Annotated in this window: 21 protein-coding genes, 1 other RNA gene and 2 pseudogenes; 7 read left to right on the top strand and 17 right to left on the bottom strand. The window is 63.3% G+C overall.

The annotated features are described in order from the left end of the window. Positions 1-23: 23 nt before the first annotated feature. The 3 genes from LB556_RS10845 to LB556_RS10835 all read right to left on the bottom strand — a co-directional run bounded on the left by LB556_RS10845 (position 24) and on the right by LB556_RS10835 (position 1,188). Positions 24-611, bottom strand: coding sequence for a 5-formyltetrahydrofolate cyclo-ligase (locus LB556_RS10845; RefSeq protein WP_224566851.1), 588 nt, complete (start codon positions 609-611; stop codon positions 24-26). Between the two features lie 96 nt (positions 612-707). Further along, a non-coding RNA gene (gene ssrS / locus LB556_RS10840) (6S RNA) lies at positions 708-863 on the bottom strand. Between the two features lie 25 nt (positions 864-888). Next, the gene (locus tag LB556_RS10835) at positions 889-1,188 is read right to left on the bottom strand and encodes a DUF4345 domain-containing protein (RefSeq protein WP_224566850.1); all 300 of its coding nucleotides are present in this window, start codon (positions 1,186-1,188) and stop codon (positions 889-891) included. Between the two features lie 270 nt (positions 1,189-1,458). On the opposite strand from LB556_RS10835, the gene LB556_RS10830 reads away from it, so the two are divergent. The 5 genes from LB556_RS10830 to LB556_RS10810 all read left to right on the top strand — a co-directional run bounded on the left by LB556_RS10830 (position 1,459) and on the right by LB556_RS10810 (position 5,652). Continuing rightward, a complete protein-coding gene (locus LB556_RS10830) occupies positions 1,459-2,298 on the top strand; it encodes an AAA family ATPase (RefSeq protein WP_224566848.1) in 840 nt (279 codons plus the stop codon). 93 nt (positions 2,299-2,391) lie between these two features. Next, a complete protein-coding gene (locus tag LB556_RS10825) occupies positions 2,392-2,838 on the top strand; it encodes a GNAT family N-acetyltransferase (protein WP_224566845.1) in 447 nt (148 codons plus the stop codon). A 7-nt stretch (positions 2,839-2,845) separates the two neighbouring features. Further along, a complete protein-coding gene (locus tag LB556_RS10820; protein WP_224566843.1) occupies positions 2,846-4,036 on the top strand; it encodes a vWA domain-containing protein in 1,191 nt (396 codons plus the stop codon). 217 nt (positions 4,037-4,253) lie between these two features. Then, complete coding sequence (gene msrB / locus LB556_RS10815; protein ID WP_140793055.1) at positions 4,254-4,658, top strand: peptide-methionine (R)-S-oxide reductase MsrB; 405 nt, start codon at positions 4,254-4,256, stop codon at positions 4,656-4,658. Between the two features lie 487 nt (positions 4,659-5,145). Beyond that, positions 5,146-5,652 (top strand): arsenate reductase ArsC, encoded by a 507-nt coding sequence (locus LB556_RS10810; protein ID WP_224566841.1) that lies wholly within the window; start codon positions 5,146-5,148, stop codon positions 5,650-5,652. Between the two features lie 30 nt (positions 5,653-5,682). Here the strand turns inward: LB556_RS10810 and LB556_RS10805 are convergent, their stop codons facing one another. From LB556_RS10805 to LB556_RS10750, 12 genes and pseudogenes are all read right to left on the bottom strand, one after another. Next, a complete protein-coding gene (locus LB556_RS10805; RefSeq protein WP_224566839.1) occupies positions 5,683-6,138 on the bottom strand; it encodes a hypothetical protein in 456 nt (151 codons plus the stop codon). Positions 6,139-6,192: 54 nt separating this feature from the next. Next, positions 6,193-6,453, bottom strand: coding sequence for a DUF2312 domain-containing protein (locus tag LB556_RS10800; RefSeq protein ID WP_015315223.1), 261 nt, complete (start codon positions 6,451-6,453; stop codon positions 6,193-6,195). 276 nt (positions 6,454-6,729) lie between these two features. Further along, positions 6,730-10,188: a pyruvate carboxylase gene (pyc, locus tag LB556_RS10795; protein ID WP_224566837.1), complete on the bottom strand. Its 3,459-nt coding sequence runs from the start codon at positions 10,186-10,188 to the stop codon at positions 6,730-6,732. 376 nt (positions 10,189-10,564) lie between these two features. Further along, positions 10,565-11,680 carry a branched-chain amino acid ABC transporter substrate-binding protein gene (locus LB556_RS10790; RefSeq protein ID WP_224566835.1) on the bottom strand — a complete coding sequence of 372 codons (1,116 nt, stop codon included), beginning with the start codon at positions 11,678-11,680 and terminating at the stop codon, positions 10,565-10,567. A 137-nt stretch (positions 11,681-11,817) separates the two neighbouring features. Next, positions 11,818-12,165, bottom strand: coding sequence for a DUF6867 family protein (locus LB556_RS10785; protein ID WP_224566833.1), 348 nt, complete (start codon positions 12,163-12,165; stop codon positions 11,818-11,820). Between the two features lie 17 nt (positions 12,166-12,182). Continuing rightward, positions 12,183-12,911: an ABC transporter ATP-binding protein gene (locus LB556_RS10780; RefSeq protein ID WP_224567499.1), complete on the bottom strand. Its 729-nt coding sequence runs from the start codon at positions 12,909-12,911 to the stop codon at positions 12,183-12,185. Then, positions 12,911-14,392 carry an ATP-binding cassette domain-containing protein gene (locus LB556_RS10775; protein WP_224566831.1) on the bottom strand — a complete coding sequence of 494 codons (1,482 nt, stop codon included), beginning with the start codon at positions 14,390-14,392 and terminating at the stop codon, positions 12,911-12,913. Before LB556_RS10775 ends, LB556_RS10780 begins: the two co-directional genes overlap by 1 nt. Continuing rightward, a pseudogene (gene livM / locus LB556_RS10770) lies at positions 14,392-15,903 on the bottom strand (high-affinity branched-chain amino acid ABC transporter permease LivM); the annotation flags it as partial. The pseudogene livM and the gene LB556_RS10775, both read right to left, overlap by 1 nt. An 88-nt stretch (positions 15,904-15,991) precedes the next feature. Then, a complete protein-coding gene (locus LB556_RS10765; RefSeq protein ID WP_224566827.1) occupies positions 15,992-16,894 on the bottom strand; it encodes a branched-chain amino acid ABC transporter permease in 903 nt (300 codons plus the stop codon). A gap of 334 nt (positions 16,895-17,228) precedes the next feature. Next, positions 17,229-18,230 carry a 4-hydroxyproline epimerase gene (locus LB556_RS10760; RefSeq protein WP_224566826.1) on the bottom strand — a complete coding sequence of 334 codons (1,002 nt, stop codon included), beginning with the start codon at positions 18,228-18,230 and terminating at the stop codon, positions 17,229-17,231. 15 nt (positions 18,231-18,245) lie between these two features. After that, positions 18,246-19,464 (bottom strand): annotated as a pseudogene (locus tag LB556_RS10755) (NAD(P)/FAD-dependent oxidoreductase). Positions 19,465-19,596: 132 nt separating this feature from the next. Next, a complete protein-coding gene (locus tag LB556_RS10750) occupies positions 19,597-20,490 on the bottom strand; it encodes a dihydrodipicolinate synthase family protein (protein WP_224566823.1) in 894 nt (297 codons plus the stop codon). A gap of 69 nt (positions 20,491-20,559) precedes the next feature. Here LB556_RS10750 and LB556_RS10745 point away from each other — a divergent pair, with 69 nt between their 5' ends. After that, entirely contained in the window at positions 20,560-21,252 is a 693-nt protein-coding gene (locus tag LB556_RS10745; protein WP_224566821.1) for a GntR family transcriptional regulator, read from the top strand. A gap of 17 nt (positions 21,253-21,269) precedes the next feature. Here LB556_RS10745 and LB556_RS10740 read toward each other — a convergent pair whose 3' ends face one another. Both LB556_RS10740 and LB556_RS10735 read right to left on the bottom strand, forming a co-directional pair. Continuing rightward, on the bottom strand, positions 21,270-21,575 hold the full coding sequence (locus LB556_RS10740) for a hypothetical protein (protein WP_224566819.1): 306 nt from the start codon (positions 21,573-21,575) through the stop codon (positions 21,270-21,272). Between the two features lie 400 nt (positions 21,576-21,975). Next, a complete protein-coding gene (locus LB556_RS10735; protein WP_224566817.1) occupies positions 21,976-23,472 on the bottom strand; it encodes a CoA-acylating methylmalonate-semialdehyde dehydrogenase in 1,497 nt (498 codons plus the stop codon). A gap of 160 nt (positions 23,473-23,632) precedes the next feature. Here LB556_RS10735 and LB556_RS10730 point away from each other — a divergent pair, with 160 nt between their 5' ends. Next, a complete protein-coding gene (locus LB556_RS10730; RefSeq protein ID WP_224566816.1) occupies positions 23,633-24,514 on the top strand; it encodes a LysR family transcriptional regulator in 882 nt (293 codons plus the stop codon). Positions 24,515-24,650: the final 136 nt, after the last annotated feature.

The following is a 24,650-nucleotide window of genomic DNA, read 5'->3' as shown; positions in this document are numbered from 1 at the left end:
GATCATGCGTTACAAAGAACTATCTACAATTTCGGCGCGAAGCGGCGCAACCCGCTCTCGGTGAGTATTTCCGCAATGACCACGTCATGGGACTCGTCTGGAACTTGCGAAACTTCTTGGCAGTCGAAGGCAATGCCGATCAGCCGGGGCGCATGCCCCTTGTCGGCGAGCTTCGCGATCGCGCGATCGTAATAGCCGGCGCCATAACCGATGCGGTGGCCGCGCGCATCGAAGGCGGCGAGCGGCACCAGCATGACGGAGGGGTCGAGAACTTCGGCCTCCGCGTGCGGCCCGACAGTGCCAAAGCCCATGTCGACCATCGGTGCGCCACGAACCAGTTCGCGAAAGACGATGGTGGTCTTGTCGAGAATGGCGGGCAGGCAGAGCCGTGCGCCCTTCTCGCGCAAGGCGAACATCAACGGCCGCACGTCGACTTCGGAACGCATCGGCCAGAAGCCGGAGACGATCTGGCCAGGCTCGATGGGCAGATGATCGCGCGCCGTCTCGGCCATTTCGAGTGCCGCCTCCACCCGCCAGAATTCATCGAGCGCGTCGCGGCGCGCGAGTGCCTCGAAGCGCAGCTGTTTTTTCAGGTCTTTTGAGGATGTCATGCGAAGACGATAGAAAAGGTCAGATCTTGGTGGCGTTTTAGGAACGACGTTTTCTACCGCATCATCCGCCGGAATGCGCGGAAAATGGGCAATGAGTGACGATCCACACAACCGGTGGAGAGGTCGATCCCGGGTGCCTACAAAGTAGGTGGGCGCCGTGTGAGAAAACCCACGGGTCTTCCCAGGGACAGCTCCCTAAGGATCGTTAAGGCCCCGGGGAAAAGTGTCTCCTGCCGGGAAGCGCAGACCGTCATCGCCAATATAGGCCGCCGGTGGCTCAAGCGCCAGAGAGTTGGCTTTTTCCGATGGCTTTATTCGCAATGCGCCCCTGCCACCAGACCAGTGCCGGTACCGCCAGCAATTCGACGCAGAGACCGGCGATGTGACCCGGCGATGGCGTGCCGGCCGACAGCAGTGAGACAAGCCGGGCCAAGCCACCGGCAAACGTGCAGGCGGCAAGCAGCCGGAACCGTTCCGTCTTGGTTTCGATGCTGGGAACGCAACCGTACCAGGCGAGGCCAATGGCCAGGAAAAACCCGGACAGAAAGGGGAATGGCTGTCGAGATCGACAAGCCATGGAGCGGCGACATGCAGGAATTCCGGGCCGGACACGATACCTGCCATGCCCACCAGGACCGGCGTTGCCGCCAATATCCGACGACGATCTGGAGCGCCGTCTTCCCGGATGTCTGCTTATTCGTGCTACCGCCCTTCGGCTCGCCGAGTGACCACGCGCATGGAAACGGATATTTCCGTCCGGAGTTTCAAGCCATTCGTCGCAGCCGGCGCACCCTTGCACAGCCACGGCAGCGTCCTTACGGTCGCGACCACCAACCGAGGAGCAAAAATGCGTTTCGAAGGCACGGCGGCCTACGTCGCCGACAAGGATCTGATGGTGGCGGTCAATGCGGCCATCGCGCTGGAACGGCCCTTGCTGGTCAAGGGCGAGCCCGGCACGGGCAAGACGGAACTTGCCCGTCAGGTGGCGGCGGCACTCGGCCTCGACCTCATCGAATGGCACGTCAAGTCGACGACACGGGCACAGCAGGGTCTTTACGAGTACGACGCGGTGTCGCGGCTGCGCGACAGCCAGCTCGGCGATAGCAGGTTCAACGACATCAAGAACTACATCAAACGCGGCAAACTTTGGGAGGCGTTCGCGGCCGGCAAGAAGGTCGTGCTTTTGATCGACGAGATCGACAAGGCCGACATCGAATTCCCCAACGATCTGCTGCAGGAACTCGATCGGATGGAGTTCTTCGTCTACGAGACCGGCGAGACCATCCGCGCCGCCGTCCGGCCGATCGTCATCATCACCTCAAACAACGAGAAGGAACTGCCCGACGCCTTCCTGCGCCGTTGTTTCTTCCACTACATCCGCTTCCCCGATGTCGACACGCTGCACAGGATCGTCGACGTGCACTATCCCGGCATCAAGCAGAACCTGGTGCGTGCGGCCCTCACCCAGTTCTACGAGATCCGCGACGTGCCCGGCCTGAAGAAGAAGCCGTCGACATCCGAGGCGCTGGACTGGATAAGGCTTCTGGTCGCTGACGACATCGCGCCCGAGGATCTGCGCGCCGACCCCAAGAACGCGCTGCCCAAGCTGCACGGCGCGCTGCTCAAAAACGAACAGGATGTGCATCTGTTCGAGCGGTTGGCCTTCATGGCCAGAAGACAGCAATAGAGGCCAGCAGCAGCGCTTTCCCCGGCTGTGGACCGTTGCCGCCGGCCGAAGAGCACGTCAGCTTCGGCCAGAACCCTTCGGAGGAGATAAAAAATGTCCGAGATCGTTGTCCGCCCGCTCGCTCAATCCGACCATGCCGACTGGCGCCGCCTGTGGACCGACTACCTGACGTTCTACGAGACGAAGCTGCCGGAAGAGGTCTACACCGTCACCTGGAAGCGGCTGTTCACGGACGGCGAATTCGAGCCGAAGGGTTTTATCGCTACCCTCGACGGCAAGGCCGTCGGCCTCACCCACTATCTCTACCACCGCTCCGGCTGGTCGGAGAAAAACAACTGCTATCTGCAGGACCTGTTCGCCGACCCCGAGGTGCGCGGCAAGGGCATCGGCGCCGCCCTGATCAAGGCCGTCCAGGATGAGGCGGCCAGGATCGGCGTCAAGAACGTCTACTGGATGACGCACGAGACCAACGCCACCGCGCGCAAGCTCTACGACCATGTCGCCCGCAGGACGGGTTTCATCGAGTATGATCTGCTGTAGATAGAAGATGTTCCTCCCCTTCTTCCTCGAACTGAAGGCAGCGCGTGTTCCCGTTTCGCTGCGGGAATATCTGTCGCTGCTGGAGGGACTGGAAGCCGGACTGGTCGACTACGACGTCGAGGGATTTTACTACCTTTCCCGCTCCGCCCTGGTGAAGGATGAGCGTCATATCGACCGCTTCGATCAGGTGTTCGCGCATGTCTTCAAAGGTATCGAGGCACTGGGTGGGCCTGACGCGGTAGACGCCGCCAATATTCCCGAAGAGTGGCTGCGCCGGCTCGCCGAAAAGCACCTGACCCAGGAGGAGAAAAACCTGGTCGAGGCGCTTGGCGGTTTCGACAAGTTGATGGAGACGCTGAAACAGCGGCTGGAGGAACAAAAGGGACGCCATCAGGGCGGCTCGAAATGGATCGGCACCGGCGGCACCTCACCGTTCGGCGCCTATGGCTACAATCCCGAAGGCGTGCGTATCGGCCAGCACGAAAGCCGCAACCGCCGCGCGGTGAAGGTATGGGACAAGCGCGAGTTCAGGAATTTCGACGATGCCGTCGAACTCGGCACCCGCAACATCAAGATCGCGCTGAAGCGCCTGCGCCGCTGGGTGCGGGAAGGCGCCGAGGAAGAGTTCGACCTGCCCGGAACCATCCACGCCACGGCCGAGCACGGCTATCTCGATGTCCGGACACGGCCCGAGCGCCGCAATGCGGTGAAGCTCCTGATGTTCTTCGATGTCGGTGGCTCGATGGACGACCATATCAAAAGCGTCGAAGAGCTGTTTTCGGCGGCTCGCGCCGAATTCCGCCAGCTCGAATATTTCTACTTCCACAACTGCCTCTACGAAGGCGTGTGGAAGGACAATCGCCGCCGGCATGCCGAGACGATCCCGACCTTCGACCTCCTCCACAAATATGGCCCCGACTATAAGGTCATCGTCGTCGGCGACGCCTCGATGAGCCCTTACGAGATCGCCCACCCCGGCGGCTCGGTGGAACACTGGAACCCCGAGGCGGGCAGCGTCTGGCTCGGCCGCCTCCTGCGGCAATGGCCGAACGCGGTGTGGCTGAACCCCGAGAGCGAAAAGAACTGGGGCTTTACCCATTCCATTGCCATGATCCGCGACATCTTCGGCGGCCGCATGTTCCCGCTGACGCTGGCGGGGCTTGAAGGCGCGACGAAGCAGCTTTCGAGAAAACATTGATCTGCCGGCTGAGCGGCTGAGATTCAGGTCAGGCCGAGTCGAAAAAGGTGGCGTTCGAGAACCGGAACGGAACGTACTTGAAGTACGTGAGCACCGGAAGCGGAGGACGCCGCCATTTGCAGGCCGGCCTCACCTGAATATCGCTGTAACAAATGCCTATGTTTGTGCGAATATCCCGTTGCAACCAAGAACGAGCCGCCAAGGCTGAGGAGATCAGATGGACACCCACACTTACCCCGTCACCCGAACCGACGCCGAATGGCGCGCCCGGCTGACGCCGGAGCAATACGCGGTCATGCGCAATCACGGTACCGAGCGGCCGGGAAGTTGCGCGCTGCTCTATGAGAAGCGTGCCGGCACTTTTTCCTGCGTCGGCTGCGACCAGCCGCTGTTCCAATCCACGCTGAAGTTCGAGAGCGGCACCGGCTGGCCGAGCTTCAACGATCCGGTACCGGGCTCGGTCGAGAACACGGTCGACCGCAGCTATGGCATGGTCCGGACCGAATGCCACTGCGCGCGTTGCGGCAGCCATCTCGGCCATGTCTTCGAGGACGGCCCGCCGCCGACCGGCCTGCGCTACTGCATCAACGGCGTAGCGCTGAAATTCGAGCCGGCGGCCTGAACGAGGCGCGGTCGACACATCTTGCAAAGGGCGGCTCCGGCCGCCCTTTCTTATTTTCGGGCAGCCGCGTCGGACGACGACCGCCGCGATCAGGCAGTGCGCCGAACCCAGCATGACAAGCGAAGCCTTGGCGCCGCCAGCTTTCTTGGCTGTCCGCCACACGGCAGCTTCAGGCCGAGCACGACGAGTGCCGCCACCGATGAGGCGATGCTGATGTGGCGCCGACGACCGTGTCGCGCCAGAACAAGCGGTCGAGCGGCACCGCGTCGCGCCAGGGCGCGTGAGAAGTCGGCCGGGATCACCGTGTGCGCCGGCTTTGGTTCGCCCACGAGATCAAGTTTCAAGTGCGGGGCATCCATAATATGCCGAAGCGACCCCGGTCAGAAATGCGACACGAGCATGACATGGAAATCTGCCATCAAGGCAACCGTTTTCCCGAAGCTTTGTTGTTTCTGTTTATTGCACAGTCATCACGGAGGAGTTCGCAATGGGCGACCATGTCTACAATGTTCTCTTTCTCTGCAACGCCAACTCGGCCCGGTCGATCATGGGCGAGGCACTTCTCAATCGTCTCGGCGCCGGCCGCTTCAAGGCCTTTTCCGCCGGCTCTCAGCCAAAGGGAACCGTCAATCCCCGTACGCTGCAGCTGCTGGAGAACCTGAATTACGACACGTCCTTCGCCAGGTCGAAGAGCTGGGACGAGTTTTCCAAACCCGGCGCACCGGAAATGAACTTCGTCTTCACCGTCTGCGACAGCACGGCGAATGAAAGTTGCCCGGTGTGGCCCGGTCATCCGATGACTGCACTTTGGGCGGTGCCGGATCCGGCCAAGGCCGGCGGCACCGAAGCCGAGCGGCATTTCGCCTTCGCCGAGGCCTTTCGCATGATGAGCAACCGCATCGCGCTGTTCGTGAATCTGCCGATAGGATCGCTCGATCGACTGGCTCTGCAGCAGCATCTGGACGAAATTGGCCAAGATGAGCGGCCGAACTGAAGCCGAGCGGCGAGGCAGGAGCGGAGCGCGTCAGATTCGCGGCAGGCCTTCGTCTCCCAGCACCTCAATGACGGCGCGCTCGACACGCGAGCATTCCGTCACCAGCCAGTCGGTGATCGCCGGCCAGTTGTCCTCGGCATAGCAGTTGACGCGCCACATCGAGTTGATACCGAGACCCTCGCAGCTTTGTTCCGGCCGGAGCTTCAGCCTGTCTTCGATCGCCGGCTGGAACGGCTTCAGCCGGGACCAGCTTTGCGTGGCGCCGAACTTCTCGTTGCGGCCGAAGAAGACCCCGACATGGTTCTGCGCCGGCGCGACATACATCGAAATGACCAAGGCGAAGTCCGGCAGCCCGCGCTGCCAGAACCAGGGGCCACGCCGCGCCAGCCGGGCTCTTTCTTCCGGATGCCGCTCAGCGAACAGCGACCAGAAGCCGCGATGGCGGAATTCCGAGGCGCGGCGGCCGCCGAAGTCGAATTCACTCATATGGGTTCGACCCGCGCATCTCCGGCAACCACGTCGGCGCCGGGCCGGTTAGTGCTACACCATGCCGAGCGCCGCCATGTACAGGTCGAGGATGGCATCCTCCTCCTGGCGCTCGGCCTGATCCTTCTTGCGCAACCGGATGATGGTGCGGATTGCCTTGGTGTCGAAACCGGTGCCCTTGGCCTCGGCGAAGACTTCCTTGATGTCGTCGGAAATCGTCTTCTTTTCTTCCTCGAGCCGCTCGATGCGTTCGATGAGGGCACGCAGCTGGCCGGCGGCAACAGTCTGGCTGGTCTCGGTAATATCGTCGGCCATGTTTTTCTCCAAGGATTGGCTCCGCGCCGCGACTCGGAAAACAGCCGGCGGCGAATTTCAGCGGTTCGATGCCCGACCGGGGGCACGGGGTCAAGCGGTTATCGAACAGCTCACCAAGGGCCTGCCGACAGAAGCCGAAAACCATCTCGCCGACATCGGCTTGGGCCTATCGAGATTCACCTCAGGCCGAGCCGAGAATGGTGGCTTCCGAGAACCGCAGCGGAGCGTACTTAAAGTTCGTGAGCACCGGAAGCGCAGGACGACGCTATTCGCGCCCTAGCTGAAGGCGATCAGCAAGTCCTTGGCATCGATCTGGTCGCCGGCCTTGACCAGCACCTCGGCGACCGTGCCGTCGCGCTCGGCGTGCAGTGCCGTCTCCATCTTCATCGCTTCGATGGAGAGCAGCACGTCGCCGGCCTTCACAGCCTGGCCGGCGGCGACCGCGAGTGCCGAAACCACGCCAGGCATCGGCGCCCCGACATGCGCCTCGTTGCCGGGTTCGGCCTTGCGGCGCGCCTTGGCGGCGGAGGCGCCATGCGCACGGTCGGGCACTTTCACGCGACGCGGCTGGCCGTTGAGCTCGAAGAACACGGTGACCATGCCCTTCTCGTCGACATCGCCGATGGCCAGGCAACGCACGACCAGCGTCTTGCCTTTCTCGATATCGACGAAAATCTCGTCTTCCGGCTTCATGCCGTAGAAATAGGTCGGTGTCGGCAGAACGCTGACCGGGCCGTAGGTCTCCTGCGCAACGACGAAGTCGGAAAACACCTTCGGATACATCAGCCACGAGGCGAACTCGTATTCCGACAGCTTGCGCTCGACCTTGGCCTCGATCTCCTTGCGGCTCTTGCCGAGGTCGGCCGGCTTCAGCAACGAACCCGGCCGCGCCGTGATCGGCTTGTCCCCCTTCAGTGCCTTCTTCTGCAGCGCCTGCGGCCAACCTCCCGGGGACTGGCCGAGGTCGCCGCGCAGCATCGAGACGACCGAGTCCGGAAAGGCGATGTCGCGGGCCGGATTCTCGACATCGGCAACCGTCAGCTCCTGGCTCACCATCATCAGCGCCATGTCGCCGACGACCTTCGAGGAGGGCGTCACCTTGACGATGTCGCCGAACATCAGGTTGACGTCGTGATAGGCCTGCGCCACCTCGTGCCAGCGCGTCTCCAGCCCCAGCGAACGGGCCTGTTCCTTCAAGTTCGTGAACTGTCCGCCCGGCATTTCGTGCAGATAGACCTCGGACGCCGGACCTTTCAGGTCGCTCTCGAAGGCGGCGTACTGGTTGCGGACGGCTTCCCAGTAGAACGAGATTTTGCGGATCCATTGCGGGTCGAGGCCCGGATCGCGTTCGGTGCCCTTCAGCGCCTCGACGATCGAACCCAGACATGGCTGCGAGGTGTTGCCTGAGAAGGCGTCCATCGCCGCGTCGATGGCGTCGACGCCGCTTTCTACTGCCGCCAGCACCGTCGCCGCCGACAGGCCCGACGTGTCGTGGGTATGAAAATGGATCGGCAGGTCGGTCGCCTCGCGCAACGCCTTGAACAGCACGCGGGCAGCAGATGGCTTCAACAGGCCGGCCATGTCCTTGACCGCGATGATATGGGCGCCGGCTGCCTGCAATTCCGTGGCAAGCCCGACATAGTACTTCAGGTCGTACTTGGCCCGCGCCGGATCGAGAATGTCGCCGGTATAGCACATCGCCGCTTCGACCAGCTTGCCCTCGGCGCCCACGGCGTCCATGGCGACGCGCATATTCTCGACCCAGTTCAGGCAATCGAAGACGCGGAACAGGTCGATGCCGCCCGCCGCCGCCTGCTTGACGAAATGCTGCACGACGTTGTCGGGATAATTGGTGTAGCCGACGCCGTTGGCGCCGCGCAGCAGCATCTGCAGGAGCAGGTTGGGGGCGGCTTCCCGCACCAGGGACAGCCGCTCCCACGGATCCTCGGTGAGGAAGCGCATGGCGACGTCGAACGTGGCGCCGCCCCAACATTCGAGCGACAGGAGCTGCGGCAGGGCGCGTGCATAGGTGCCGGCGATGCCGGCAATGTCATGCGTGCGCACGCGGGTCGCCAGCAGCGACTGGTGGCCGTCGCGCATCGTCGTGTCGGTGACCAGCACTTCCTTCTGCTCGCGCATCCAGGCGGCGAACTTCTCCGGCCCGAGCACGTCGAGCTTCTGCTTGCTGCCACCGGGCACATTGCCGTTGAGATAGGGCACCACCGGCGCCGCCGCGTCCGCCTTTGGCGTCGGCCGGCCGCGCGTCTCGGGGTGGCCGTTGACGCTGACGTCGGCCAGGTAGTTGAGCAGCTTGGTCGCGCGGTCCTGGCGCTTGACCTGCTGGAACAGCTCCGGCGTCGTATCGATGAACCTCGTCGTATAGGAATTGTCGGCGAAGCTCGGATGATTGATGATCGCTTCGAGGAAGGTGAGGTTGGTGGCGACGCCGCGGATGCGGAACTCGCGCAGGGCGCGGTTCATGCGGGCGATCGTTTCGGCCGGCGTCGGTGCCCAGGCCGTGACCTTCTCCAGCAGCGGATCGTAGAAGCGGGTGATGACCGCGCCGGAATAGGCCGTGCCGCCGTCGAGGCGGATGCCGAAGCCGGTGGCGCCGCGATAGGCGGTGATACGGCCATAGTCCGGAATGAAATTGTGTTCGGGGTCTTCCGTGGTGATGCGGCACTGCAAGGCATGGCCGTTCAGCCGGATGTCCCTCTGCGCCGGCACGCCCGATTCCGGCGTGCCTATGGCGAAGCCGTCGAGGATATGGATCTGCGCTTTCACGATGTCGATACCGGTCACCATCTCGGTGACGGTGTGCTCGACCTGGATGCGCGGATTGACCTCGATGAAATAGAACTTGCCGCTGTCCGCGTCCTGCAGGAATTCGACGGTGCCGGCACCTATATAGCCGGTCTCCCGCGCGATCTTCAGTGCGTAGCCGCAAAGCTCCTGGCGCAGGTCCTCGCTGAGATAAGGCGCCGGCGCGCGCTCGACGACCTTCTGGTTGCGGCGCTGGATCGAGCAGTCGCGTTCGAACAGGTGCACGGCATTGCCATGCGTGTCGCCAAGCACCTGCACCTCGACGTGGCGGGCGCGCTCGATCAGCTTTTCGAGATAGACCTCGTCCTTGCCGAAGGCGGCTTTCGCCTCGCGCTTGCCTTCCATGACCTCGCGGGCGAGATCGGCCTCCGAGCGAATGGCGCGCATGCCACGGCCACCGCCACCCCACGATGCCTTCAGCATGATCGGATAGCCGACCGTCTTGGCGAGTTCCTTGACAGCCTCCATGTCGTCCGGCAACGGATCTGTGGCCGGCACCACAGGCACGCCCACCTCGATGGCGAGATGGCGCGCGGCGACCTTGTTGCCCAGCCGGCGCATTGTGTCGGGTTTCGGGCCGATGAAGGTGATGCCTGCTTGCGCGCAGGCCTCGGCGAATTCGGGGCTTTCCGACAACAGCCCGTAGCCCGGGTGGATGGCGTCGGCGCCTGAAAGCCTGGCGACGCGGATCACCTCCTCGATCGACAGATAGCTCTCGATCGGCCCCATGTCCTTGTTGAGATGCGGGCCACGCCCGACCTGATAGCTCTCATCGGCCTTGAAGCGGTGCAGTGAGTATTTGTCCTCCTCAGCCCAGATCGCCACGGTTTTGAGGCCCAGTTCGTTGGCCGCGCGAAAGACGCGGATGGCGATTTCTGACCGGTTGGCGACGAGGATCTTCGTGATGGCCAAGGACTGGGCTCCAGCAGCGGAAGGAACGGGAAATCGGTGCAATGATTAGCGTGAAAATGCTGCAGCGCAAACAGAATTGACGCAGGATTCAATCGGTTGAAATCGATTCTTTGCGCCAAGTCAGGTCGCATCCGGTCAAATGCACGGCAAAGCGCCGGTGCCACCGTTCAAGACATGATCGTTTCGCGGCTAAACCAATTGGGGAAAGCGTGAAACGGTGCCGGCCGCAATGGCATCAAGCCTTCCTCAAATGGTATCGATCGCTGTCAAAGCTCGGCCATGCCGCAGCCCTCGCGATCCATCCGGGAGCATGCCGGCGCAAAAAAATGCCCGGCGCGAGCGCCGGGCATCGTGGTCTCGAAATGGTCCGAGCAGCTTATTTCGGGAACCAGGAATACTTTCCGTCGTCCTTCTTCTTCCACTCGTACATGATGTAGCCCGGCAGCTTCGGGTCGCCCTTGGCGTCATAGGCAAGGTCGCCCAGAACGGTCGGGAACGGGCCGTTTTCATGCATCGCCTTGGCGACGGCCTGCGGATCGTTCGTCTTGGCGGCGGCGGCCGCCTCGGCGACCACCTGCACGGCGGCATAGGCGTAGAGCGTGTAGGCTTCCGGCTCGAAGCCCTGCGCGCGGAACTTCTCGACGAGTTCCTTGTTGGCCGGGATCAGGCGCGGGTCGGGGCCGAACGTGTTGAGTGTGCCGGCGACGGCGTCACCCGCGATCGCGGCGAGTTCGTCCGTCACGATGCCGTCACCCGACATCAGCGTTGCCTTGAGGCCCTGATCCGCCGACTGGCGGATGATGAGGCCGGCTTCGGTGTGCAGGCCACCCCAGTAGATCAAGGTGACGCCGGCTTCCTTCATCTTGGCGATCAGCGCCGAGAAGTCCTTGTCGCCGACATTGACGCCTTCATACATCACTTCCGTGACGCCGGCGGCATTCATCGCCTTCTTGGTTTCGTCGGCGAGGCCCTGGCCATAAGGGGTCTTGTCATGGATGACCGCAACCTTGGCATCCTTGAAATTCGCCGCGATGTATGCGCCGGCGATGGCGCCCTGCTGGTCGTCGCGTCCGCAGGTACGGAACACGTTCCACAGGCCGCGCTCGGTGAACTTCGGATTGGTCGCGGCCGGCGTGATTTCGACGATGTTGTTTTCGGCGTAGACTTCCGAGGCCGGGATCGACACGCCCGAGTTGAAGTGGCCGATCACGAACTTGACGCCATCGCCGACGAACTTGTTGGCAACCGAGATGCCCTGCTTCGGATCGGAGACGTCGTCGCCGACTTCGAGCTTGATCTGTTCGCCGTTTATGCCGCCCTTGGCATTGATAGCGGCAACGGCTGCCTCGGCGCCCTTCTGCAGCTGTGCGCCGAAGGCCGCGTTCGGGCCGGTGATCGGACCGGCGACGCCGAACAATACATCAGCCCACGCGTTGCCGCTGAACGCGACGAGCGCGGTCAGGGCCACGGCGGACAAAAGTGACTTTTTCATTTAAACGCTCCCATTAACGGAGTGGGCGTGAATGAAGCTTTCATGCGATGCCCACCCTTATCGCAGAAAGCATAGTTTGCCGATTTTCAGGCACTTGTCACGCCGATTCATCCCTGACGCGGCGTTAATGATGAACCTCAACCTTTCGGTTTCCAGCTCAAGATTGAAGCTCTTTCATAGAGCCAATTATATTGTGTGACCATCTGGTTGGTTCGTGTGTATTGATAGCCGACAAAGCCCAGTATCATCAGCACGATTGTGTCGACGACATAGTAATGCAGCGAGAACATCGTGCCGTTGAACAGCGCATGATGGATGAAGCGGATGCCGATGCCGAGCCCGAGCAGATAGGCAAACAGGTGGACGAAGCTGCGCCAGGTCTGGGCGCTGGCCTTGCCGGTCATCCAGGCCGCCCAGCCGCCGAGCAGGCAGGTGACGAAGAAGAACTGCCAGATCGACGGTTCCTCGTAGAGAATGCCTTGCATGGTGAAGACTCCTGAGATCAGTGATGTCCGCCTTCGAGATAGGCGGCGCGCACTTCCGGATTGGCGAGCAACTCCTTGCCGGTGCCGCTCATCGTCACATTGCCGTTGACCATGACATAGCCGCGCGTGGCGAGCTTGAGCGCGCCGAACGCGTTCTGCTCGACCAGGAACACGGTCAGCCCCTGGGTGCGGTTCAATTCGCGGATGGCGTCGAAGATCTGCTTGACGATCAGCGGCGCCAGACCCAGCGACGGCTCGTCGAGCAGAAGCAGTTTCGGCCTCGCCATCAAGGCGCGTCCGATCGACAGCATCTGCTGCTCGCCGCCCGACAACGTACCGCCACGCTGGGCGATGCGCTCCTTCAGCCTGGGGAACAGCGTGAACACCTTCTCGACATCCTCGCCATAGTATTTGAGGTTGTCGAGGCTGGCGCCCATCTGCAGGTTTTCCATCACCGTCATGCGCGGGAAGATGCGCCGGCCCTCGGGTGACTGCGCAATCCGCATGCGTGCGATTTCGTGCGTCGGCAACTGGGTGATGTCGGTCCCGGCGAATGCGATGGTGCCTGTGCGGGCGCGTGGGGCCCCGAAGATGGTCATCATCAGCGTCGACTTGCCGGCGCCGTTGGCGCCGATCAGCGCCACGATCTCACCTTGCTTGACGCTGACGTTGACGCCATTCAGGGCACGGATGTTGCCGTAATAGGTCTCCACGCCCTTGATATCGAGCAGCGTTGTCGCGGCCATCACTTGCCCCCTCCACGCTTGCCCTGAGCGGGCTTGCCTGTGCTTGCGGCCTTGCCGGAGACATGGCTGGTCGCCACCTTGCCCGCATCGACGCGGCGCGAGAACTCCGTGTCCTTGCCCTGGCCGAGCAGCTTCGCCTGCTTCACCCATTCCTCGCGCGCGATGCGTCCGTCAAAGGCGAGATAGGCCTCGACCGCTTCGACGTCGGCCTTCTTCCAGGCGCCGATCTGGTCGAAGTGGAAGATGCCGTGTTCGTTGAGCTTCTTCTCGTTGACCGTACCGATGCCCTTGATGCGGGTCAGATTGTCGGCCTTGCCGCCCCGGGGAGCGGCGAGGCGGTTCGAAACGCCTTCGGCCTTGGCGGCAGGCGCTCTGGCGGCCGGCTTCTTGGCGGCGCTTGCCTTGGCGGCCGGCTTGGCGGACTTGGCAGGCGGCGCGACAGGCTTGCCGGCCACGGACGCCGCGCGCGCGTCGACCTGAGCGGCTTTCGAGGCGCCCTTCGATACCGTGACTCGCTCGCCCTCGTCGGCGTGCTCGACACTATCGGAAACCGGCCCCGCCATCATCGAGGCGGAATTCCTCGGGCCGTGTGCTGCGTCCGGCCCGGTATCGAGCTGTTCGATGACGTCCTCGTCGCCGACTTCGGTGAGCACGGTCTCGACCTCCTCGTCGTCGACGCCGAGATAGGCGGCGATGACGCGCGGGTCGGTGCGCACCGACTGTGGATTTCCATCGGAGATCTTGCGGCCATATTCCAGCACCACGACGTGGTCGGAAATCTGCATGACCACCGACATGTCGTGCTCGATCAAGAGGATCGAGGTGCCGGTCGTATGCTTGATTCCCATCAGCAGTTCGTTGAGCGCGGCCGATTCCTTCGGGTTGAGCCCGGCCGCCGGTTCGTCGAGGCACAGAAGCTCAGGACCGGTGCACATGGCGCGCGCGATCTCGAGCCGCCGCTGCGCGCCGTAGGGCAAGTCGCCGGCCGGATCATCGGCACGATCGACGAGATCGGCCTTTTCCAGCCAGTGCCTGGCAAGCTCCACCGATTCGGCCGAGGCCTTGCGGTAGCCGCTGAAGCCGAACAGGCCCAGGATCGTATAGCCGGATGCCTTCATCAGCTTGTTGTGCTGGGCGACGAGCAGGTTTTCCAGCAGCGTCATGCCCGAGAACAGGCGGATGTTCTGGAAGGTCCGCGCCACCTTGGCGCGCGCCGGGATCTCATGGTTGGGCAGCCTTTCCAGCAGGTAGCTGGAGCCGTCGGCCCGGTTGAGCGTGATCATGCCTTCCGACGGCTTGTAGAAGCCGGTGATGCAGTTGAACACGGTGGTCTTGCCGGCCCCGTTGGGGCCGATCAGCGCGGTGATCTCGCCGCGCCTGGCGGCGAAGGAGAGGTCGCCGATGGCGACCAGGCCGCCGAACTTCATCGACAGATGATCGACCTGCAGGATGGCATCGTTCATTTGCGGATTCGCATTCATCAGCCGTGCCCCTCCTTGGTGAAGGAGCTTGAGACAGCCCTTCGCTCCTTGAGGAAGGCGGTTGGTTCACGACTGCCGACAAAGCCGCGCGGCTTCCACAGCATGACGACGACCATCGCGATGCCGAACAGAAGCATGCGGTAGAGTTCCGGTGTGAAATCGGGCCCGAAGACCTGCTTGAGGAAGTCGAGCTCGCGCAGCGCCTCGGTGCCGCCGATCATCACCATCGCGGCAACGGCGATGCCGACCAGCGATCCCATGCCGCCAAGCACGACGATGGCCAGGATAATGGCCGATTCCAGGAAGACGAAGGATTCCGGGCTGACAAACCCTTGCCGGGCGGCGAAGAAGGAGCCGGCGAAACCGCCGAACATGGCGCCGGTGGCAAAGGCGGTGAGCTTGGTCGTGGTGGTGTTGATGCCGAGCGAGCGGCAGGCGATCTCGTCCTCGCGCAGCGCTTCCCAGGCACGACCGACCGGCATGCGCCTCAACCTGATGGTGACGAAGGCGGTGAGCATGCAAAGCCCCAGGATCAGGTAATAGAGGAAGATCTTGTAGTAGGCGCTCGAGGTGGCGATGTGCAGCACCTTGCCGATGTAATTCGGATCCGAGACGTTGAAGCTCATCAGGCCGAAGAACGTGACCTTCGGGATGCCGGAAATGCCGGCCGAGCCGTTGGTCACGTCGCGCCAGTTGATGATCACCAGGCGGATGATCTCGCCGAAGGCGAGCGTCACGATCGCCAGATAGTCGCCGCGCAGGCGCAGCACCGGAAAGCCGAGCAGCACGCCCCAGAACGCGGCCATGGCGCCGGCCGCCGGCAGCAGGATCCAGAACGACAGCCCGAAATGCGTGCCGAGCAGCGCATAGGCATAGGCGCCGACCGCGTAGAAGGCGACGTAACCGAGGTCGAGCAGGCCGGCGAGGCCGACGACGATGTTGAGGCCCCAGGCCAGCATCACATAGATCAGGATCTGGATGCCGAAATTGTCGACCCATTTCAGCGACCCTTGCAGGCCGCCGACGAACGACCACGACATCAGTGACAGCACGACGACGACGATGATCGGATACAACACCAGGGCGGCAATGCCGAGCTTGGTGAAGTTGGCGTGGATGAAGCCGCGGTAATAATAGATCACACAGGCCAGCGCATAGATGACCGCCAGGGCGCGCAGGAATTGCAGATAGCCTGCCGGCGCCGCGCCCACCCATCCTTCAAGCGAGCCGTTGAACACGAACAACAGCACCGCGGCGACGATTGCCCCGATGAACCAGGGCAGTTGGAAGAAGCGCGATGCCACGCTGGCCGGCAACAGGCCGGTGGCCGCGTCGGTGATTTTCTGGTTGGCAATGAAGGGTTGGCCATAGGCAACGTAAAGGAAGCGTCCGACGGCGGTGGCGATCACCACCGCGGCAAGCAGGCCCCAGCGCTGCACGAGGACCAGTTCGTTGGAAATGTTCTGGTCGGTCTTGAGGCCGATGAACAGCACGAACAGGCCAAGCGCGATGGCGCCGGCATAGAAGCCCTCGCGCAGCGCGCGCTGCACGGGGCTGGCGACAATGTCGCGCTCTGGAGAAACGGTCACGGCCATGGTCTCAGACCTTTTCGACTTCTGGCCGGCCCAATATGCCGGAAGGCAGGAAGATCAGGACGATCGCCAGGATGGAGAAGGCGGCGACGTCCTTGTAGTCGATCGAGAAATAGGCCGACCACATGCTCTCGATGAAGCCGATCAGCAGCCCGCCGAGCACGGCGCCCGGAAGCGAGCCGATGCCGCCAAGCACCGCGGCGGTGAAGGCTTTCACGCCTGGTACGAAGCCGTCCGAGAAGGCGATGACGCCGTAATACATCAGGAACAGCGTGCCGGCGACGGCGGCAAGGGCCGCACCCATGATGAAGGTGATCGAGATGGTGCGGTCGACGTCGATGCCGAGCAGTGCGGCCATCTTGCGGTCCTGCTCGCAGGCGCGTTGCGCCCGGCCAAGCGATGTCTTGTTGACCAGGTACCAGAACAACGCCAACAGCAGGGCTGTGACGACGACGATGATGATCTGCTTCAGCGACACGCTGACGCCATTGATGTTGTAGACCTGGCTGACCATCGGCGGGATCGGCTTGTTGCGCGGACCCTGGGTCACCTGGACGAAGTTCGACAGCGCGATCGACATGCCGATGGCGGTGATCAGCGGCGCCAGCCGGAACGAACCACGCAGCGGCCGGTAGGCCACTTTCTCGATCGTCCAGTTGTAGAGGCTGGTGAGCAGCATCGCCACGATCATCATGACCAGCAGCGCGATGACCACGGGCACCGAATAAAACAGCGCGCCGAGGATGAGGAAGACGATCAGCGCCGTGAAAGCGCCCACCATGAAGATGTCGCCATGGGCGAAATTGATCATGCCGATGATGCCGTAGACCATCGTGTAGCCGATCGCGATCAACCCATAGATCGATCCCAGCGTCAGCCCATTGATAAGCTGCTGGACAAAGTACTGCATGTGTACATGGCTCCCCTGGAATGTCGCCCATGCAGACGCATTCCTTTTCGTATTTCCCCTAGTCGTAAAGTTTCGAGCCCGGATTGCAACGTGATTTTTTTGACCGCTCCGCGTGTTTGCAAGTCACGTCTTCCCGATCGCCCGTTTTTCGCACCCGCCCCTGGACTATCGCGGACCCTATCATTGGCATAACGCAATGTCTTTGACGATTGAGCCGCATCATGCGCTCCGTTTCGAAGAAACCACCGTCAAAATTAGGTGATGAGAAGAATCGTTGCGTTGCTGACACGGTTCGCTTTTTCGTCGCCCTCCTTTCCGCGAGCTCAAGATTCTCCTACTTGACCACGAAACCATGTGCGAACGGATCGCGGTCGTCGATGAAGATCGTGTTCAGTCCGGTCATTCTCGCCCAGCCGCCGATCGATGGGATGATTGCCGGCTTACCAGCCACTGTTACCTCCTTTTCGACCTTGCCCTTGAACAGCGAACCGATGATCGATTCATGGACGAAGGCGTCGCCTTCGCCGAGCTTGCCCTTGGCATGAAGCTGCGCCATGCGCGCCGATGTGCCGGTGCCGCAAGGCGAACGGTCGATCGCCTTGTCACCGTAGAAGACGGCATTGCGGGCGTCGGCCCCGTCCACGGTGGGCTTGCCGGTCCACAGCATATGGGAGAGGCGGTTGATGCCGGGATTCTCCGGATGCACGAAGGAATATTTCTCATTGAGGCGCTGCCGCACCACGGGGCTCCAGGCGATGAGATCGCCGGCCGAATGATCGGCCATGTCGCGATAGTTCGCCTGCGGTTCGACGATGGCGTAGAAATTGCCGCCATAGGCGACATCGACGGTAATCTCGCCGAGTCCGGGACATTCCACCGTCAGGCCTTCGGCATAAAGGAAGGACGGCACATTGGTGATGCGCACCTCCTCGACATACTCGCCGACGTGTTTGTATTCGGCGATGACCAGGCCCGCCGGCGTGTCGAGCCGCAGCACGCCCGGCGTCCTCGGCTTGATCAGCCCGTGCTCGATGGCCATCGTCACCGTGCCGATGGTGCCGTGGCCGCACATGGGCAGGCAACCGGAAGTCTCGATGAACAGGATGGCGATGTCGCAATCCTCGCGTGTCGGCGGATAGAGGATCGAGCCCGACATCACGTCGTGGCCGCGCGGCTCGAACATCAGGCCCGTGCGGATCCAGTCATATTCGGCGAGGAAATGCGCGCGCCGTTCCATCATCGTCGAGCCGTGCAGCAGCGGCCCGCCGCCGGCGACCAGCCGCACCGGGTTGCCGCAGGTGTGGCCGTCGATGCAGAAGAAGGATTTCTTGGCCATGTCGCTCCTCGAAGATCAAAACCGTTGTGGGCTGAAAGGGGCCAGATCAACAGACGCATCCTGCCCCAGGACGAGTTCGCGGATCAACCGCCCGGTCGCCGCCGCCTGGGTCAGGCCGAGATGGCCGTGGCCGAAGGCATACACCACCGACGGGGCTCCCGGCGCCTTGCCGATGACAGGCACCGAGTCCGGCAGCGAGGGCCGGAACCCCATCCATTCGCGCCCGCCCGAAGCGTCGAGCCCCGGCAGGAACTGTCGCGCCTTCCGCAGCAGCGCTTTCGACCTGTTGAAGTTGGGCGGCCGCTCGATGCCACCGAGTTCGACGGCACCGCCAACGCGCAGGCCCGTATCGAGCGGCGTGATGACGAAGCCGTGGCCGGAGAAGATCAGCTGTCGCTTCACGTCGAAGGCACTGCTGGGCAATGTGGTGTTGTAGCCGCGTTCGGTTTCCAGCGGAATGCGATCGCCGAGCTGCCGCGCCAGGAGGTGCGACCAGGCGCCGGCCGCGACGACAAGGCGCCCGGCTTGCCTCGTAGTGCCGTCGGCCAGCGTCAGCACGGCGCCATCCTGATCCGCGGCGACGCGGTCTATGCGGGCCATCTCGAAGCGGGCGCCCTTGGACTGCGCGTAAGCCCATACTGCCTTGCCGAGCAGTTTTGGATCGGCGACCGTCTTCCATCCCGGTACGAAGGTGCCCTTGACGAAACGCGGTGACAGCCCGGGCTGCAAGCCCGCCAGGTCCTCGCCCTCGATATGACGGAAGCCGATGCCGAAACGCTCGCGCGCCGCCCAGCCGGACAGCGAGGCGCGGAATTCCGCTTCGCTCTCGTAGAGTTCGAGCGAGCCGTCCTCGCGCAGCATCGGCCGTGTTCCGGAACGATCGAGCAGCCCCATCCATTGGGCCTCGGCAAGCTTCATCATGCCGGCCTGCGCCGCCAGGCTCGCCTCGTATTTCGCCGGCGCGCCAGAACCGGATCAGCCAAGGCAGCAGCTTCGGCAGGTAGGCCGGCGGGATGCTGAGCGGACCGAGCGGATCGGCGAGCCATTTTGGCAGCTGCCGGATCATGCCCTTGTGCGCCAATGGCAGCACATCGGAGAAGGCGAAGGCGGCGGCGTTGCCGGAGCTCGTCTCCTCGCAGACGCCCGTCCGGTCGAAGACCGTGACGTCAAGCCCGGCCTCGGCAAGGAAGGCCGCCGCGCAGATGCCGATGATGCCGCCGCCGACGATGGCGATGTCTTCACCTTCTCCCCGTTCGCGGGGAGAAGGTGCGCGATGGGCGGATGAGGGGCGGCGCTCCCCTGCAGTCGACCTGGAATGTCCTGTCACGTAGGCGCTGCCCCTCACCTGGCTACCGGCATCTTCTCCTCAGAACCGCGGCAGCGTCGGCCGTACCGCCAGCGCATCCTTGACGATCTTCTCGACCGCCTTGCGGCGTTCTCCCGACAGCGGCATGCGCGGCATGCGGACGCGGTCGTTGGTGTCGATGGCGAACACTTCGGCAAGCTTGATGTTCTGCACCAGATAGGTCGAGACATCGAGATCGAGCAAGGGCCGGAACCAGCGGTAGATGGCGAGCGCCTCGTCGCGGCGGCCCTGCTTCATCAGCTGGTAGATGGCGACGGTCTCGCGCGGGAAGGCGGTGACCAGGCCGGCCACCCAGCCGATGGCGCCCACCGACAGCGCCTCGAAGGCGAGATTGTCGACGCCGGTGAACAGATCGTAGCGACTGCCCAGACGATTGATGATCTCGGTCGAGCGGCGGATGTCGTCGGAAGATTCCTTGATGGCGACGAACCGCGTGTCCGACGCAAGCTCCTCCATCTGGTCGACGGTGACGTCGACGCGATAGGCGAGCCGGTTGGAGTAGATCATCACGGGCAGGTCGCCGGCCTCGGCCACGGCGCGCAACGCCGCCACCGTCTCTTCCGCGTTGGTGTGGTAGATCGGGCTTGGCACCACCATCAGGCCGTTGGCGCCTTCCTTGGCGGCGCGCCTGGCGATGCTTGCCGCCTCGCGGGTGCCGGCCTCGTTTACGGTCAGCAGCACCGGCTTCTTGCCGGCGACCTTCTGCGCGGTCTTCAGCACCTCGATCTTCTCGTCAGGCGACAGCATCGGTCCTTCGCCGAGCGAACCGCAGACGATGATGCCGTCGCAGCCGGCCTCCATCTGCAGGTTGAAGCAACGTTCCATCTCGGCATGATCGAGCCGGTCGTCGGCGGTGAATTTGGTCGTGACGGCGGGGAAAACTCCGGTCCACATGGCTATCTCTCCATCTGATATATCAGCCGTATATCTGTTGGGAAAGCCGCTGTCAATGCGGAATTCGTTATGATATATTTTAGATATATCAGGAGACCGCCTTTGATATCCATCGAAGCAAGCACCGTGTCCGAGCCCGCGGCGACAAAGGCTTACCGTGTCCTCGAACACATGATCGTGACGCTCGAACTGGCCCCGGCGAGTTTTGTCACCGAGGGCTCCCTGATCGAGCGGCTGGCGCTCGGTCGCACGCCGGTGCGCGAGGCGATCCAGCGGCTGGCCTGGGAGGGATTGCTCGATGTCCGCCCGCGTGCCGGCATCGCGATCGCGCCGCTGCATCCCGGTGATTGGCTGCGCGTGCTGGACGCCCGGCGCGGCGTGGAGGTCGTGCTCGCCCGTTCGGCCGCCCGCTTCGTCACCCGCGAGGCCGCCGACCTGTTTCACGAAGCGGCGCTTGCCATGCAGAAAGCGGTGATATCAGGCAATGTTCTCGCCTTCATACAGGCCGACAAGGCGCTCGACGAGGCGTTGGCGCTGGCCGCCGACAACCCCTTCGCCGCCCGGCTGGCCGCCCCCTTGCAGACCCACAGCCGCCGCTTCTGGTTTCGCTACAAGGCCGACACCGGGCTTGCGGAATCCGCCGAGCATCATGTCGCGTTGATCCGCTCGATCCTGGACGGGGACGAGGAAAGCGCCGCCAAGGACGCCAAAAAACTGATGGCGCTGCTGCGCGGCCATGCCGAGGTGGCCGCCACACGCTGACGGCCAGGTCAAATAGCTCAGGCGGCCGGCAAGGCTGCCTTGATCGTTGGGCTGTCCCAGCCTTCGCCGACCGACAGGATGCAACTCCGGCCCTTCGTGTCGGAAGCCAGAACCGTCCAGCTGCCTTGGTCGGAAACGAACACTTCGAGGACCACATTGGGATTGATCAAGCCACGCCCGGCTTCGCTTTCGTGGAAGTTCTCGCCGAGCGCCTTCACGATATCGGCGCGTGCCGCGCATTGGCCGGCCGCATTTACCTGAGCGGCGCCCAAGCACATCGCCATCGCCGCAATCACCGTTGTCGCCAAAAGACGTCGTGTCATCTGACACCTCCTTGCGCCCGACCATGCGATGCCACCGGCCCGTAGTCGGCGCCCTGGTTGTCTGCCGTGCCTCCTCCACGGCGGGATTTCAGCTCTAAGTCCCGCGAGCCCCGCCGGTTCCATCACATTAGCGTTTGCAAAACAAAAGGCCTAAGTCCGGGACTTAGGCCTTGAGTAAAAACCGTGTCTTCTCGTCCGGCTGGTTCATCGTCGGGATGACGAACTCTGCGCCATTCTTGATGCCGGCCAGCGCGCCCCGCGGCCGAAGGCGAGGACGCGCAAACGAAAGAAAAACGTCCGGCTAGTTCATCGTCGGGATGACGAACTCCGCGCCGTCCTTGATGCCCGCCCGCGCGCCCGCAGCCGAAGGCGAGGACGCGCAGACGAGAGAAGCGTCCGGCTAGTTCATCGTCGGGATGACGAACTCGGCGCCGTCCTTGATGCCGGACGGCCAGCGCGAGGTCACCGTCTTGGTCTTGGTGTAGAAGCGGAATGCGTCCGGCCCATGCTGGTTGAGGTCGCCGAAGGAAGACGCCTTCCAGCCGCCGAACGTGTAATAGGCGATCGGCACCGGGATCGGCACGTTGACGCCGACCATGCCGACCTGGACGCGGCTAGCAAAGTCACGCGCCGCGTCGCCGTCGCGGGTAAAGATGGCAACGCCATTGCCCATCTCATGGTCGTTGGCGAGCTTGATGGCGTTCTCGTAGGTCGGCGCGCGCACCACCGAGAGCACCGGCCCGAAGATTTCTTCCTTGTAGATGCGCATGTCCGCGGTGACATTGTCGAACAGGCAGCCGCCCATGTAATAGCCGTCCTCGTACCCCTGCATCTTGAAACCGCGGCCGTCGACGACGAGCTTGGCGCCTTCCTTGACGCCGGTGTCGACGTAACCCTTGACGCGCTCCAGCGCCTGCGCCGTCACCAGCGGGCCGAAATCCGCGGCCGAATCCGTCGATGGACCGACCTTCAGGCTCTCGACGCGCGGAATCAGCTTTTCCATCAGCCGGTTGGCGGTGTCGTTGCCGACGGGGACCGCCACCGAGATCGCCATGCAGCGCTCGCCGGCCGAGCCGTAGCCGGCGCCGATCAGCGCGTCGACGGTCTGGTCCATGTCGGCATCGGGCATGATGATCATGTGGTTCTTGGCGCCGCCGAAGCACTGCACGCGCTTGCCCGCCGCGGTACCGCGCGAATAGATGTAATGAGCGATCGGCGTCGAGCCGACGAAGCCGATGGCCTTGATGTCGGGATCGTCGAGGATGGCGTCGACGACATCCTTGTCGCCGTTGACGACGTTGAGGATGCCGGCAGGCAGGCCGGCCTCGATGAACAGTTCGGCAATGCGCATCGGCACGCCCGGATCACGCTCCGAAGGCTTCAGGATGAAGGCATTGCCGCAGGCGATGGCCGGCGCGATCTTCCACAGCGGGATCATCGCGGGAAAATTGAACGGCGTGATGCCGGCGACGACGCCGAGCGGCTGGCGCATCGAATAGACGTCGATGCCGGGGCCGGCGCCGTCGGTGAACTCACCCTTCATCATATGCGGCGCGCCGATGCAGACCTCGACCACTTCGAGGCCGCGCTGGATATCTCCCTTGGCGTCGGCGATGGTCTTGCCATGTTCGCGCGCCAGGATGTCGGCCAGTTCGTCATAGTCGCGGGCGACCAGTTCGAGGAATTTCATCAGCACGCGCACGCGGCGCTGCGGGTTGGTCGCGGCCCATTTGGGCTGTGCCGCCTTGGCATTCTCGACTGCGGCGCGCAGTTCCGCCTGCGACGCCAGTGCCACCGTGCCGCGCACGGAGCCGTCCATCGGCTGCATGACGTCCTGCTTGCGGCCGCTGGTGCCGGCGACACGCTTGCCGCCGATGAAATGACCGTAGTCGATCATGGTTTCTCTCCCTTTGTTTGTGATGGGCGCATTGTCCGCCTTTGCGGCGGCGAAGGCAACGCGAGGGAGAACGCAACCGTTGTGCGGAAAATAGATAACGATTGACGGAAGAGCATCAAATCTCGCAAATGACGGGTGTGTTCGCTGTTGGGGAAGCGCCATGAACTGGGATGACGTCCGCATCTTCCTCGCCGTGGCGCGCGCCGGCCAGATCCTTGGCGCGGCGCGGCGGCTGGAGCTCAACCATGCCACCGTCTCGCGCCGCATCGCGGGCCTCGAGGAAGCACTGCGGACAAAGCTCTTCCGCCGGCTGACCACCGGCAGCGAGCTCACCCCGGCCGGCGAGCGCTTCCTCGATATCGCCGAGCGCATGGAGGGCGACATGATCGCCGCCCGCTCGATCATATCGGGCGAAGGAGATGACGTATCCGGCACGGTGCGGATCGGCGCACCCGACGGCTTCGGCGTCGCCTTCCTGGCCAAACGGCTGGGCGAACTCACCGCCCTTCATCGCGAACTCACCATCCAGCTCGTGCCGGTGCCGCGTTCCTTCTCGCTGTCGCGGCGGGAGGCCGATATCGCGATCACCGTCGAACGGCCGGTCGAGGGGCGACTGGTCGCGGGAAAGCTGGTCGACTATTCGCTCGGCCTGTTCGCGTCGCGCGCTTACGCCGAAGCCAATGGCCTGCCGAAGACCGCGGTCGAACTAGGCCGGCACACTCTCATCGGCTACGTGCCGGACCTGATCGTCAGTCCCTCGCTTGACTATGCCGCGGAATTCAGCGCGGACTGGCGCACCAGCTTCGCCATCTCCTCGGCGCTCGGCCAGGCCGAAGCGGTGCGCTCGGGCGCCGGTATCGGCATCCTGCACACCTTCGTCGCGCGCTCGATGCCGGAACTAATGGCCGTCGACGTGGTCGCGCCAATCCGCCGCGCCTACTGGCTGGTCTATCACGAATCGGTCAGGCCGCTGCGTCGCGTCCAGATCGTCGCCAGCTTCATCACCAAGGCGGTGGAGCGGGAGCGGAGCCTGTTCGTGTAGAAGCGAGTCACCGCAAAACGCGGCCAGGTCCCTCGCACGCCGCCTTTTCCTTGCCACAAAACCAGCCAGTGTGGCATCAGGCGTGCGGCTGTCGGCCATGATGACAGGTGGCCGGGTGGGGAAATCTTTCAGAAAG

This window comes from Mesorhizobium sp. ES1-4, from assembly GCF_020164745.1.
Taxonomy (GTDB): domain Bacteria; phylum Pseudomonadota; class Alphaproteobacteria; order Rhizobiales; family Rhizobiaceae; genus Mesorhizobium.
This window is presented reverse-complemented; position numbering and strand designations above follow the sequence as displayed.